Raw genomic sequence first — 13007 nt, 5'->3', positions numbered from 1 at the left:
ATAATACAGGACTTGACACGTTTCTCTGGAGTGAACCTGTCCAAATCAAGCATTCATTTGGACTCAACACCGGATTTTAGCCCTCTTTTTGTCAAAATCACGCTTTCTTTCTGACACTATCAATCTTGGTTTCTCGGTTTCTGTCAGAATACACTAGTGATTTGGACTCATTTTTGCAACTTTTCCTATTCTGTGTCCGATTGGCACCTCTATTCTGACTCTTTTATGCGGCTTTGCCTTTGTGGTGTCCAAATGGTGGATGCTTTTTGACTCCTTTTCACGTTTTTGGAGTGAACATGTCCAAATCAAGTATTCATTTGGACTTACCACCGGATTTTAGCCCTCTTTTTGTCAAAATCACGCTTTCTTTCTGACACTATCACTCTTTGTGTCTCGGATTCTGTCAGAATGTACCGGTGATTTGGACTCACCGTCACATCTATTCCTTCTTTCTGTCCAAATACCAAGCAATTTTCTTTTGTTACTAAAACTAGGATAAAAATTATAAAAGGACAGTGTACACTGTCCCTAACTAAACTTACTTTTTCGATATTGGCTCGGGGTTATGCCATTTTGTTTTTTAAACGAATTGCTGAAATAGGCTAGATCAGAGTATCCTAGTCTATTCGCAATTTCTGATATTTTTAAAGAGGTATGTTCAAGTAAGCGTGCTGCCTCCTGTAAACGAACATTCACAATATAATCGTTAAAATTTGTACCGGTTTCCTTCTTAAACAACTTGCAAAAATAACTCGTACTTAAGTGTGCTTTTTCTGCTGCTTCCGCTAAGGATACATCTTTTGATAAAGAATGATCGATATGTAAGAGCACCCGCTCGATTGGGGACAATTCATTTAGATCACTTGATGTCCGGTCTTCGCGGACCACTGGATGATTTTTCGGTTCGATTTCCTGTAACCATTTCGTTAATGTTTCGTTCATTCCTTCTTTTTCAACAGGCTTTAATAAATAATCGAAGGCGCCATGTCTAATGGCTTGCTGGGTATAGGCAAAATCGTCATGCCCGCTAATAATAATGATATCTATCTCCATCTCCCGCCGCCGGACTTCCTTGATTAGCTCAATTCCATCCATTGCGGGCATCCGAATATCCGTTAACACAAGATCAACCTTGTTCTGAGTGAGCCAATCATAGGCCTCGAGGCCGTTCGTAGCTTCATGGACAACTTGAAAAGGCAGCCCTGTTTTTTCAACGGTCTTCCGTATGCCAGTACGAATCCATCTTTCATCTTCAACCAACAAGATTTGATGCATAACGTTCCCCCCTTCTAACAAACTAAAGTGGTAATTTAATGCGAACTGTGGTTCCTGATGTAAGACTACTAGTCAGAAAAATGCCAAATTCATTGCCGAATAAATGTTTTATGCGTTTATGTACATTCAAGATACCAATATGCGTTACGGACTCATTTGTATGCTTACTGTCTAATAGACTCCTGATTTTCTCTACTTTCTCCTCATCGATACCTGGTCCTGTATCTGTAATTCTTATCTCAAAGACGTCTGTATTTAGAAATTCTGCACGTATCGTAATCTTGGTTTGTCCGTTCTGAGGCTCTAATCCGTGAACAATGCAATTCTCCAAAAGCGGTTGAAGTGTAAACTTCGCAATCTTTTTTTCCAGCAACTCCACAGGAATATCAAAATCATAGGAAAGTTTCTCTTCAAACCGGTATTTTTGAATTTTTAAATACTTTTCGCCGATTAGCAGTTCTTGTTGGATTGTCACGGTTGCTGCTTCTTCTTTAATATTGTAGCGTAACAGCTGGGCAAGGGATTCCACCATAATTGAGATATCATCCATATCTCGCTCCAGTGCCATTCCTCTTATAGTGTCGAGCGAATTATATAAAAAGTGCGGGTTGATTTGTGCCTGAAGCATCTTTAACTCTGTTTCTTTCTGTCTAAGATTCATTTCTACTTCTTTTAATTTTGATGTGTATACCTCATCCATTAACGTATCCAATTTCTCTACCATGTGATTAAAACCATGTGTCAGCATACCAATCTCATCTTTTGAAACAACAGGTACTTTTCCTGTAAAATCGCCTACTTCCACTTTGCTGATGAAACGCTGCAGTCGCTTAAGTGGATTAACTAAGCTAGTGGCCAGTCCCAAACTCATCAAATAAGCAAGGATGATAAAGACAATTGATGTGAAGAAGATGGTACTTCTGATGTAATTCGCACCCTTCATTAATTCCAAATAAGGGATATATGTAACAAAATTCCAATCTAGTACCTCACTTTTACTCCAGGTTAAAAAAAGATTATTCTCTTTATTCAGAAAATAACTTGCAGAAGAATTTATATTTCGATCGGTAAGACTTGCGATTCCCCCAATTTTTTCGTTATTTGGATGGTACACATATCGGCCACCATCATCTAAAATATAAAAATATCCAGAGTGTCCTGGTTTTACCCGATTTACGATGTCATGCATTCTCCGATAATTCACATCTACTATCAACATGCCAAATGGTTGTAAGTTTCTAGGGTTTACGAGACGTTTGGCGATGGTAATCACTGGTTCGTCTATCTTGTTTAAAGTCCCATGAAGACTGGTGGTATCAGGGATACGACGAACTAGGATTCGAGTTTGCCCTTTATTTGGAACAAGATTGTACCAATATTCGTTCTGTAATTCTAGGATTGATTGCTTTTGCTCTGAAGCTGCTATGTCGATGATTTGTACTTGGTCGAGGATGATTGTATAGTTCACAATGTCTGCTCTTGAGTATGCAGCATTCTCCAATACTTTCCGTACTGCAGGAACTGTATCGTCATTCAAGTGTTGAAAGGTTTCAGCTTTTAAAAGGCGGGTAGTATCTGGGTGATTGATAATCTTTAAGGCTTCTATCTCAAAATCTCGTAAATAGTCCTCCACATAGAATTGGATCTGTTCATTGATTTGACGGTTATATTCATGGGCTTCTTCTTGAAGCACCTCTGAAAATCTCGTATAAGATATAACTGTAAAAATGATCATTGGGAACACAATTAAAATTGCAGAAAATACGGATAATCTCACCGTTAGTGAATGATTTCTTAGAAAAACGATCCGATTGAGTCGCTCTCTTATTCTCCTCCATACTGATTTCAAGTAACCAGCCCCACTTTATTTTAAAATGAAGGAAAAGAAGAGGCCCAAATATGAGTCTCTTCTCATTCTTGACATAATCGTACCATAATTCTTACTTTCTGGCAGCATCAATTGCGTCAAGCACTTCTTTATATTCATCACGATAGTTATCAATAACAGGTTTTACTTTTTCCTGCCATGGTGTTAAATCGTCAACCTCGACAACTGTCGCTCCATCTTTCTTAACCGCTTCTAATGATTCTTTTTCATATTTATCCCATTCTGCTCGTTGAAATTCGACAGAATCAAGTGCAGCCTGTTTAATAAGCTCCTGATCCTCCGCGGATAATTCATCCCACACCTTTTTAGAAATCAACAGCACTTCAGGAACACGTTGATGCCCATCAAGAATATAGTTTGGTGCCACTTCATAGTGCTTGGCAGAGAAGTAGCTTGGGTGGTTATTTTCAGCCGCATCAATTACGCCTGTTTGTAAACCACTATACACTTCTCCATATGGCATTGGCGTTGCATTAGCTCCGAGCGCATCGATGATTTCCATATTAATTTTATTTTGTTGCACGCGAATCTTTAATCCATCAATGTCTTCAATACTCTTAAGCGGTTTTGACGAATAGAAATTTCGAGAGCCCGAGCTATAATAAGCAAGACCCATAAATTTTGAATCAGCTAGACTTTCTAGCATCTTCGTACCCATATCACCATTTAAGAAATTCCATGTGTGTTCGTCATTATCAAAAATATAAGGAAGACTGAACACTCCGAAATCCTTATTAAATTCAGCTAGAGGACCACTACTAACCCTTGTGAATTCGATTGCTCCCAATTGTACCTGCTCAATGACTGACTTTTCTTCGCCAAGCTGTGAAGAAGGAAAGACATCAATTTTAATACGGCCATTACTTCGTTCTTCCACTAATTCAGCAAATTTAATATCACCCTTTGTTGTTGGGTAATCAATTGGGTGTGTTTCAGCTAGACGAAATTGATAGGTTTTTCCTTCAGACTTGTCTCCATCGTCTCCTTTCGTATTGGAATCCGTCTTGTTTGACCCACCACCTGAACATGCTGCCAGAACCAACATCGAAGCGAATAACAACGTTAAAAATCCGATAATCCTTTTGTTTTTCATGAACCTTTAAACCCCCTTATTTTTTAATGGTTTTGTAGAATTGATTTTCCTCCGAAAATCTATGGAACGCATTAAAGTTGAAATGCGATTCTACCAAATTAGGTGACCATTCTCTTTGTTTAAGTTGTAAGCGATTACAATGTCGGCGTTAGATGAAAACCTGAAATCTCAAGTACGATGATTCCAGGTATTTTTAAGAGGTTTTGGGTTAATTCTTAACCAATTCACTGATCGATTCGACTGCCACACTTGCCATCATAAAAGTCCCTTGCCCTTTGAAATCATTTGAAGCAATTGGTTCGCTAACATAATACTCAAATGAACCATCACGGTTGTCCGTTATACCAAGTCCTGCTGTTTTACAGGTTTGGTGAAGACTGATTTTTCCATCATCCTCCACCTCGATAAATTGATTCAAAACCCCTTGATAACCAAATTTTAACGCAGGTAAGAAACGCTCAGAAAGATACCCTTTTCGAATCCCTTTCGCCAAGGCATATATGTACATATTCGAAGAGGAGGATTCAAGGTAGTTACCTGTTCGGTCACCCTGGTCAACAACTTGGTACCATACACCCGTTTCCTGATCCTGATATTCTACAATTGAGGAAAGCAGACCATTTAAGATTTCAATTAATCGCTCTCTGTCTGGATTATCTTCAGGCAGATAATCTAAAACATCTACAATTCCCACACAATACCAGCCTTGGGCACGTCCCCAAAAGCTTGGTGAATGGCCGTTTTGTGGATCCGCCCAGATTTGTATCTTTTTCTCATCCCACCCATGGTATAAGAGTCCGGTGTTTGTATCACGTGAATGCTTTGCCAATAACGTAATTTGATTGGTTATATCTTTAAAAATCTCCGGTTCATCGAAGGTTTTTGCATATTGTGCGTAGAAAGGTGACGCCATATAAATCCCATCTAAAAAACTTTGGTACGGAAATATTTTTTTATGCCATAACAGCCCTTCACTTGTACGTGGGTGTGTTTTAAATTGATTCCGTAAAATAGTGGCAGCTTTCCGATAGCGTTCATCCTGGGTCCTATCATATAAGGTAAATAAAATCCTCCCAGTATTGATATGGTCAACACTATAATCTTCAAGTTCGTATCCGGCAATTTCTCCGTTTTCAGCAATACGTGGCTTAATGTTTGATTCTAGATAGTCAAAATACTTTTGATCCTTTGTTTTATGCCAGATATCTTCAATCCCTTTAAAAACCACACCATATTCATGATCCCACTTATCCGACAAATCCGGATAGGATTGAAGAACCGAATCCGCCATTCTGACAGACCATGCTCTATTTTCAGACATGCTATTTGTTCCTCCTCCAAAAGTAGTAAAACCTCATGTTTCAATAATACATATAATTCTGATTATTTAAAATATGAGTAATTTGACATAAATTTGTGATTTATTGTCCTGAACTAATAGAAATGGAATCTATTAAAATATAATTCTGGCTTGGAAGGAACCACAGCTTTGTTCTTTCGAAAAGCTATCACACACTTTTCATGAGGAGAATACGATAAGGCAAAAAGGAATGTGACGTATGCCTATTTCTTTTCCAGTTAGTGTAGGAACGCAAGCTTACAGATTCGGCCCCAAGAAAAGGGTCTATTATCCCCAAGTCAGTCAGATGCGAAATCAGCAGCTTCAGCATTTGATTAACCAATCCATTATCCACCAAACCCAAGGATTGATTTCACTACAGGTCGGAAATATGCCATCAACAGTGGTAGAAATGCTGGGGTTTTATGAAATCAAAAACAATCAACGGCAGGTGCTAAGTCTTACTCAATCAAACTACACCTATCATGATAAAGCTGCACACGGCATGACGTATATCCGTTCGTTAACATTTGACCTTAAGCAAGGACGACGATGTGACCTAAAGGACCTCTTTAAGCCTGGCAGTGATTATGTAACAAGATTATCCGAACTCATTCTCGCCCAAATCAAAGAACGGAAAATAGACTTGCTCTCTGAATTCACGACAATCAGCCCAAATCAGGAATTCTATGTCGCTGACAAAACACTTGTCATCTATTTTCAGCTTTATGACCTGACACCTTACGTATTTGGTTTTCCGATGTTCCCGATCTCTGTCTATGACATTCAAGATATCATTAATGAAGATGGACCGCTCGGTAGAATGGCAACGAATGATTGAGGAGGGGCACCAGGCCTCCCTCTCACCTTGCTCTTCTTGACACACTCCCAATCCATATCCTATTATTAGCAAATAACATGTGCTGATTTTACATAAAGCAAAATTATTCCGAGGTGAGCCTTTGTGACAGAACCTAAAAAGAATCGTAAGGTTGATGGATTCATCAAAAAAGCCAAGCAATGGAAAGAAGAGTTTGAGAAGTTGCGAGAAATTATTCTCGAATTTGAACTAACTGAGGATATTAAGTGGATGCATCCTTGTTACATGTATGAGGGTAAAAATGTCGTGTTAATGCACGGATTTAAAGAATACTGTGCACTCCTGTTCCATAAAGGTGCCTTATTAAAGGATCCACACGGCATATTAATCCAGCAAACTAAGAATGTACAAGCCGCAAGACAGATCCGTTTTACCACTCTTCAAGAAATCATTGATCAAGAATCTATGATAAAAGAATATATTCAGGAAGCCATCGAGGTTGAAAAAGCAGGGTTGAAGGTGGAGTTAAAAAAGACTACAGATTACGAAATTCCAGAAGAACTACAAGCGAAATTTGATGAAATTCCTGCATTAAAAACGGCGTTTGAAGGGTTAACACCAGGGCGCCAGAACGCTTATCTTTTTTATTTTTCAGGTGCCAAGCAATCAAAAACCCGGGTGGCTAGAATTGAAAAATACACCCAACAAATTCTTGATGGTAAAGGTATGAATGATTAGAAAAAATCAAGCTACTCCAATTAGAGCAGCTTGATTTTATTCTTTAGATTTTATTTAGCTTAACAGGTTTCTCACAGGTACTCTCCATCAAATAATGCCTTCCACTATCCGAAGAATCATGGAAGCCATGCATGGCTTCTAGCACATGATAGGCAAGTTCACCGTTTGCACGGAAGGATTCACCATATAGAATGGCTTTGGCCATATCAGCCACACCTATGCCACGGTTATTCTTTGGAGCCTCAAAAATAAGCGGAACTTCTGCAAACTCCTTTTCGTCTTTTCTTCTTATTTTAACAGGTCCCCCAAATTGATTTGGATCAGGGACTAGAAGCGTTCCTTCACTTCCATACACTTCAATTGGTGGCAAGGATGTCCCGCCAAATGCATCAAAGCTAGTAGTAATGGTTGCAATTGCCCCTGATGTAAAATCAATGGCTCCAGCAATATGCGTCGGAGTGGCAACCTTAATCTTCGTTCCCTTTTTCGGTTCACTTAGAATTGTTCGCTCTGGAAAGCTAATCCTTGTTGTGCCAGAAATTCGCTTCATCGGACCTAATAGTGCCACCAATGCCGTTAAATAATACGGACCCATATCAAACATCGGTCCCCCACCTTGATCATAATAAAAGGCAGGGTCTGGATGCCAATGTTCATGGCCACGATTAATCATAAAAGCAGATGCACCAATTGGAACCCCGATTTCACCATTTTCAATCAAATGAATCGCCGTTTGAATCCCAGCACCTAAAAATGTATCTGGAGCCCCACCGACAAGTAGATTGTATTTCTTGGCTGTTTCTAAGATTTGTTTACCTTCTTCCCGTGTGACCGTTAATGGTTTTTCCGTAAACACATGCTTCCCGGCTTCTAATGCTTGAAGGCTAACTGACGCATGTGCACGCGGAATCGTTAAATTAATCACCAACTGAATCTCCGAATCGGCCAATAACTCTTCAACAGAACATGCTTTAGGCACACTGTATTTTTCTGCCTGTAGCTTTGCCCGCTCCACATCTAGGTCCGCACAAGCAAGAAGCTCAAGATGATTATATTTTTGTAAATTTTCCATATAGATTGAACTGATTGTTCCACATCCGATGATACCAACGTTAAGTTTGCTCATTATGTTCCCCCAAATTATAGGCTTAAAAAATTTTTACTGGCTATCTCCCATTCCTGTGTATGCTCGTACATTTTCAGCTTTCAGCATGTTTTCTGTCTTCTGCTTCCCTTCTGCAGCCCATAGAAATCCACGGCGCATAATTAGTGAAACCTCAGGCATTTCAATAATAGACGCGCGATGACCTAGGGAGCTATAAAAGACCCGCCCTTGTCCCCAACGTTTCGTCCATACAACCGGCATATCAACCGCTTTGTTGGTCGCGTGAGGTCCATCTACAACTGGGAATCTAGTTGTAGCAAGTACTTCCACGGCTGGGTCGACATGAAGATAATACTGTTCACTAACAACTTTAAAATCGGTTAATCCCTCTAATAACGGACTTGAGCTATGTTTCATGTTCACCATATACTCCACACCATCATTTCCGGGATGAGCCACCCAATTTCCACCCGTAATGAATTGCCAATCAACATTATTGCGGAACGAGTCACACATTCCCCCATGACAACCTGCAAGGCCAACTCCACTCGCGACAGCTTGTGAAATCGATAGAACATAATTCTTTTCAATCTCCCCCATTGTCCAATGAGGAACAAGTAAATCTAGTGATTGTAGCTTTTCAGAATCAGCATACGTATCAAGTGAATTTGAAACCACTACATCAAAATTCTCATCTTCCAGGATATTTTTAAAAATGTGGGCAACCTGTTCAGGCTCATGACCATCCCATCCACCCCAAACAATTAACGCCTTCTTTTGCATAACTGGACACTCCTTAGTAGTTTACAAGTCTGATATTTTGATCCACTGACGTTTTTCAATCGAATGTTCGACGGCTTCTAATACTGCCTGGCATTTAACACCATCATTAAAATTAGGTACGGGCTGACGATCTTCCTGAATTGCATCCATAAATTCCACTATTTCATGGATAAACGTATGTTCATACCCAATGGTGTGTCCTGCTGGCCAATAGCGATCAATATACTGATGGACTGGCTCTGTTGCAAGAACACGACGGAATCCTTGTGCATCTTCCCTGTCATCTGTAAAATACACCTGAAGTTCATTCAAACGCTCGAAATCAAAAATAACACTGCCCTTACTTCCATTAATCTCAAACGAATTGGTACTTCTATGACCTGTTGCAAATCGTGTTGCTTCAAAGCTTCCCAGCGCACCATTGGCAAATCGCGCCATAAATAAAGTGGCATCATCAACAGTTACTAGCCCTTTTTCAGCTTGTTTGTTCCCGGTAGCCGATAAGCCTGTCATATTTTCAGGTAGTGGTCTCTCTTTTACAAAAGTGTCACTCATCCCAATGACTTCAGTCATATCACCGATTAAGTAATGAGCCATATCTATCAGATGTGCTCCCAAATCACCGAGTGAACCAGAACCCGCAATCTCTTTTTGAAGTCTCCATGCTAGAGGAAAATTCGGATCCACTAACCAATCCTGAAGGAACCAAGCACGGAAATGATAAATCTCCCCCAATGCTCCTTCATCAATCAGTTTTTTCGCAAGTCTCACAGCTGGGGTAAAACGATAATTAAAGCCAATCATATGCTTTACACCAGCCGCTTCCGCTACTTCCAGCATGTCGCGGGAATCCTGTAAAGAAAGGGCTAACGGCTTTTCACAAAAAATATGTTTCCCCGCTTTTGCAGCCGCAATTGCGACTTCCTTATGTACATCACTTGGCGCATTGATATCAATCAAATCAATATCATCGCGGTCTATAAGCGCCCGCCAATCACTTACATGCTCCTCCCACCCAAATTGTCTGGCCGCCTCTGCAACCGCTTCCTTGTTTCGGCCACAAATCACTTTCATTTCAGGGCGTATCTTGTCTGGAAAGAACAAAGATAGATCACGATATGCATGAGAATGCGCTTTCCCCATAAACTTGTAACCTATCATACCGATATTAATTTGCTTATCCATTGTTACCTCCTCATTTCATACCTGTAATGATGTTTATGTATCACCTCCATTTAATCATATTTTGCGTATAACGTTAATGATCATTTTGTAAGATTCTACCTTTTTGTAAAAATTCTGCTATTATCAATTAACTAATTTTAGAGGTCAAATCTAAATGCAAACTCGCCCTCCACTCAAAATTAACTTTTAATCTCATCCTCTCGTTATGCATAATTTGGAAACTCTATCAAATCCTAGGAGTAGTGGAACTTATTTGGTGGTGGTGGAATGCATTTCTCTCGTACTCAATTAATTTTTGTGCTCATTCTTTTTATCGGAATTTCCAATCATGTGCTCATCATGCCTCATTTGCTTTCATCCGGAAAACGTGATGCATGGATCTCTGTATTTTTCGCCTATGCTATTCTCCTGTTTTGGGGATACATTCTTTCTTTAATCTTAAAGAAAAATCACCAGCGACTCTGTCTTTATGACTGGATCAAATCACGTGTGGGGGGTGCGATTTCTCGCGTCATCATCGCCATCCTTGCACTATATGTCTTCTCGATCAGTGCTATTTCCTTTTATGATTTAATTCAATCTGTAAATATATATTTTCTGCCAAGAACCCCATCCATGGTTGTGATGCTCCCTTTTCTTTTGATTTGTATTTGGTCCGCTTATAGTGGCTTAAAATCAATTGTCAGTGTTTCTGCTGTGTTATTGCCGATTGTTTGGATACTTGGGATATTTGTAGCTTGGTTTACGCTTAATGAAAAAGACTATTCCTATCTATTTCCTGTTCTTGTGGATGGTTATCAACCCCTTATTAAAGGGTCAATTATCATTCTTGGAGGAAGTGCAGATTTGTTAGTTCTATTACTTCTTCAGCACCACTTAAAAAAGTCATTTACGTTTCTTAATCTTTTCATTCTGATTACGATTTTAGTTGGTCTGATACTTGGTCCAACCACGGGTTCCCTGGCTTCATTTGGTCCATCAGTTGCATCTGATATGAGATTTCCAGCCTTTGAGCAATGGAGACTTATTACGCTAGGGAATTATATTTCGCATGTTGACTTCTTGACCGTGTTTCAATTATTGAGCGGCGAGCTTATCCGGGTATCATTAGGACTTTATCTCTTGTCAGATATGGTTAAAGGGGATAAACATCCTGTTAAAAAAAAGCAAATCTTCTTCGTTACCTCCATTCTTTTAGGATTATTGACGTTAATCCCCCTAAGTGACTTGTGGGTGCAAACATTAATTCGAAAATACTTTTATCCTGCTGCATTTATATGTGCGATAGTCATTTCGTTTTCTTTATTGATTATTAGCTACTTGCCAATGAAGAAAGGAACCCAAAGCCTATGAACATGGATGAATTTGATGATTTGTTAGCAAACGGATGCTTGACTTGTGATGAAGTAAAACATTTTTTTCGTCACTATGCCGATATTGAATTTATTCCGATTGAACATGACGAGTCTCTTCAAGCTTTTTATTGCAAAGGAATGCTAGATACAACCCAGTTAAACGAGTATTTTAATCGGATCCTCCTGAGTATTGGCAAACAGGTACCACGGCGCTATTTCGAAGAACTCCCGCCTGTCCGGCATGTGAAAAGCATGAAAGAGATGATGAATCTTGTCTTTTCTGGTTCACTCATTATCTTTCGAGAAGGAACTCCTTTTTTTCATGGGGTTGATATTAGCAAAGTACCACAACGTAAACCTCAAGAATCAACGACTGAGGTTTCAATTAAAGGACCAAAAGATAGTTTTACTGAAGAGATGAATGTAAACATTGCCTTAATCCGAAAAAGAATGAAGTCAGAGCAACTCTATAGTGAGTCCTTTACCTTAGGTTCGCTAAGTAAGACCGAGGTTTCACTGCTTTATTTAGATGATAAAGCCAATAAGAAAATCATAGAGGAAGTCAGGAAAAGACTTACGGAGTTTCAAGGCGATAGCGTTGTTAGCAGTGGGCAATTAGAACAATGGATTTCTGACCGCACGTTTTCTTTGTTTCCCTTATTTGATTATGTGACACGCCCGGATTATGTCATCGAATGCATGTTGCGCGGACGATTTATCTTAATTATAAATGGGTCACCCTCTGTGTTAATTGGACCTATCAATGTTTTTGAGCTCATTAAATCGCCGGAGGATGTTCATTTCCCTTACTATTTTGTGCTATTTGGACGATTTATTCGGATTGTTGGGTTATTAGTGGCGATATTCCTACCGGGTTTTTGGGTTTCACTTGCATCTGTCAATATTGACCAGCTGCCGTTTGCCTTATTAGCCACTGTCGTTGTCTCACGTGAAGGATTACCATTACCTATTGGGCTCGAAGCACTCTTTATTCTTGGTTTATTTGAACTATTAAGAGAAGCTGGAGTCCGAATGCCAACCATTCTTGGACAAACCGTATCAATTGTTGGGGGAATCATTATCGGAGATGCAGCCATTCGAGCAGGTCTAGCATCTCCAACAATGATTGTTGTCATTGCGTTAACAGCGGTCGCAAGCTATACACTTGTGAATCAATCATTGGTTGGAACCGTCAGTATCCTCAGAGTTTATACGTTATTACTATCGATTTTTTTAGGAGTGTACGGACTTTTTGTTGGATTCTTTAGCATTCTTATTTATCTGTCTAAATTGGAATCCTTTGAGGTAGCATATCTTGAACCAGTTGCTTCATTAACATTTAAAGAATACCTAGCAGCCTTGTTTGTGGACCCATTTAAACGGAAAAAATTTGGTATATCCTTTATTCAGAAGCGGAGAAAGTAGG

At 39.4% G+C, this 13007-nt stretch carries 11 protein-coding genes; 4 read left to right on the top strand and 7 right to left on the bottom strand.

Translation table 11 applies throughout. From position 1 onward, the window contains the following. Window positions 1–528: 528 nt before the first annotated feature. The 4 genes from V7138_RS08260 to V7138_RS08245 all read right to left on the bottom strand — a co-directional run bounded on the left by V7138_RS08260 (window position 529) and on the right by V7138_RS08245 (window position 5577). Complete coding sequence (locus tag V7138_RS08260) at window positions 529–1275, bottom strand: response regulator transcription factor (RefSeq protein WP_335395937.1); 747 nt, start codon at window positions 1273–1275, stop codon at window positions 529–531. Window positions 1276–1297: 22 nt separating this feature from the next. Beyond that, window positions 1298–3124, bottom strand: a complete 1827-nt coding sequence (locus V7138_RS08255; protein WP_335395934.1) for a cache domain-containing sensor histidine kinase — start codon at window positions 3122–3124, stop codon at window positions 1298–1300. A 91-nt stretch (window positions 3125–3215) separates the two neighbouring features. Then, entirely contained in the window at window positions 3216–4256 is a 1041-nt protein-coding gene (gene dctP / locus V7138_RS08250) for a TRAP transporter substrate-binding protein (RefSeq protein WP_335395932.1), read from the bottom strand. Between the two features lie 208 nt (window positions 4257–4464). Further along, a complete protein-coding gene (locus tag V7138_RS08245) occupies window positions 4465–5577 on the bottom strand; it encodes a glycoside hydrolase family 88/105 protein (protein ID WP_335395929.1) in 1113 nt (370 codons plus the stop codon). 238 nt (window positions 5578–5815) lie between these two features. Here V7138_RS08245 and V7138_RS08240 point away from each other — a divergent pair, with 238 nt between their 5' ends. Both V7138_RS08240 and V7138_RS08235 read left to right on the top strand, forming a co-directional pair. After that, window positions 5816–6436: a DUF3298 and DUF4163 domain-containing protein gene (locus tag V7138_RS08240; RefSeq protein ID WP_335395926.1), complete on the top strand. Its 621-nt coding sequence runs from the start codon at window positions 5816–5818 to the stop codon at window positions 6434–6436. A 123-nt stretch (window positions 6437–6559) separates the two neighbouring features. Further along, window positions 6560–7153, top strand: a complete 594-nt coding sequence (locus tag V7138_RS08235; protein ID WP_335395923.1) for a YdeI/OmpD-associated family protein — start codon at window positions 6560–6562, stop codon at window positions 7151–7153. A 43-nt stretch (window positions 7154–7196) separates the two neighbouring features. Here the strand turns inward: V7138_RS08235 and V7138_RS08230 are convergent, their stop codons facing one another. Genes V7138_RS08230 through V7138_RS08220 form a run of 3 tightly spaced genes read right to left on the bottom strand, consistent with a single transcriptional unit; the run spans window position 7197 to window position 10226 of the window. After that, a complete protein-coding gene (locus tag V7138_RS08230; protein ID WP_335395920.1) occupies window positions 7197–8279 on the bottom strand; it encodes a Gfo/Idh/MocA family protein in 1083 nt (360 codons plus the stop codon). A 33-nt stretch (window positions 8280–8312) separates the two neighbouring features. Further along, the gene (locus V7138_RS08225; RefSeq protein ID WP_335395917.1) at window positions 8313–9041 is read right to left on the bottom strand and encodes a ThuA domain-containing protein; all 729 of its coding nucleotides are present in this window, start codon (window positions 9039–9041) and stop codon (window positions 8313–8315) included. Between the two features lie 21 nt (window positions 9042–9062). Beyond that, window positions 9063–10226, bottom strand: coding sequence for a Gfo/Idh/MocA family protein (locus V7138_RS08220; protein ID WP_335395914.1), 1164 nt, complete (start codon window positions 10224–10226; stop codon window positions 9063–9065). Between the two features lie 267 nt (window positions 10227–10493). Here V7138_RS08220 and V7138_RS08215 point away from each other — a divergent pair, with 267 nt between their 5' ends. Together V7138_RS08215 and V7138_RS08210 are read left to right on the top strand one after the other, a co-directional pair. Then, complete coding sequence (locus V7138_RS08215; RefSeq protein ID WP_335395912.1) at window positions 10494–11579, top strand: endospore germination permease; 1086 nt, start codon at window positions 10494–10496, stop codon at window positions 11577–11579. Continuing rightward, the gene (locus V7138_RS08210) at window positions 11576–13006 is read left to right on the top strand and encodes a spore germination protein (protein ID WP_335395910.1); all 1431 of its coding nucleotides are present in this window, start codon (window positions 11576–11578) and stop codon (window positions 13004–13006) included. The genes V7138_RS08215 and V7138_RS08210 overlap by 4 nt, the downstream gene beginning before the upstream one ends. Window position 13007 lies beyond the last annotated feature (1 nt).

The sequence above is a fragment of the Bacillus sp. JJ1533 genome (genome assembly GCF_036965045.1).
Classification (GTDB): Bacteria; Bacillota; Bacilli; order Bacillales; family Bacillaceae_L; genus Ferdinandcohnia.
This window is presented reverse-complemented; position numbering and strand designations above follow the sequence as displayed.

Bases quoted from the DNA above. Each gene is read 5' to 3' on its own strand.
- V7138_RS08260 (WP_335395937.1), bottom strand. From the start codon at position 1,275: ATGCATCAAATCTTGTTGGTTGAAGATGAAAGATGGATTCGTACTGGC.
- dctP (WP_335395932.1), bottom strand. From the start codon at position 4,256: ATGAAAAACAAAAGGATTATCGGATTTTTAACGTTGTTATTCGCTTCG.
- V7138_RS08245 (WP_335395929.1), bottom strand. From the start codon at position 5,577: ATGTCTGAAAATAGAGCATGGTCTGTCAGAATGGCGGATTCGGTTCTT.
- V7138_RS08240 (WP_335395926.1), top strand. From the start codon at position 5,816: ATGCCTATTTCTTTTCCAGTTAGTGTAGGAACGCAAGCTTACAGATTC.
- V7138_RS08230 (WP_335395920.1), bottom strand. From the start codon at position 8,279: ATGAGCAAACTTAACGTTGGTATCATCGGATGTGGAACAATCAGTTCA.
- V7138_RS08225 (WP_335395917.1), bottom strand. From the start codon at position 9,041: ATGCAAAAGAAGGCGTTAATTGTTTGGGGTGGATGGGATGGTCATGAG.
- V7138_RS08220 (WP_335395914.1), bottom strand. From the start codon at position 10,226: ATGGATAAGCAAATTAATATCGGTATGATAGGTTACAAGTTTATGGGG.
- V7138_RS08215 (WP_335395912.1), top strand. From the start codon at position 10,494: ATGCATTTCTCTCGTACTCAATTAATTTTTGTGCTCATTCTTTTTATC.
- V7138_RS08210 (WP_335395910.1), top strand. From the start codon at position 11,576: ATGAACATGGATGAATTTGATGATTTGTTAGCAAACGGATGCTTGACT.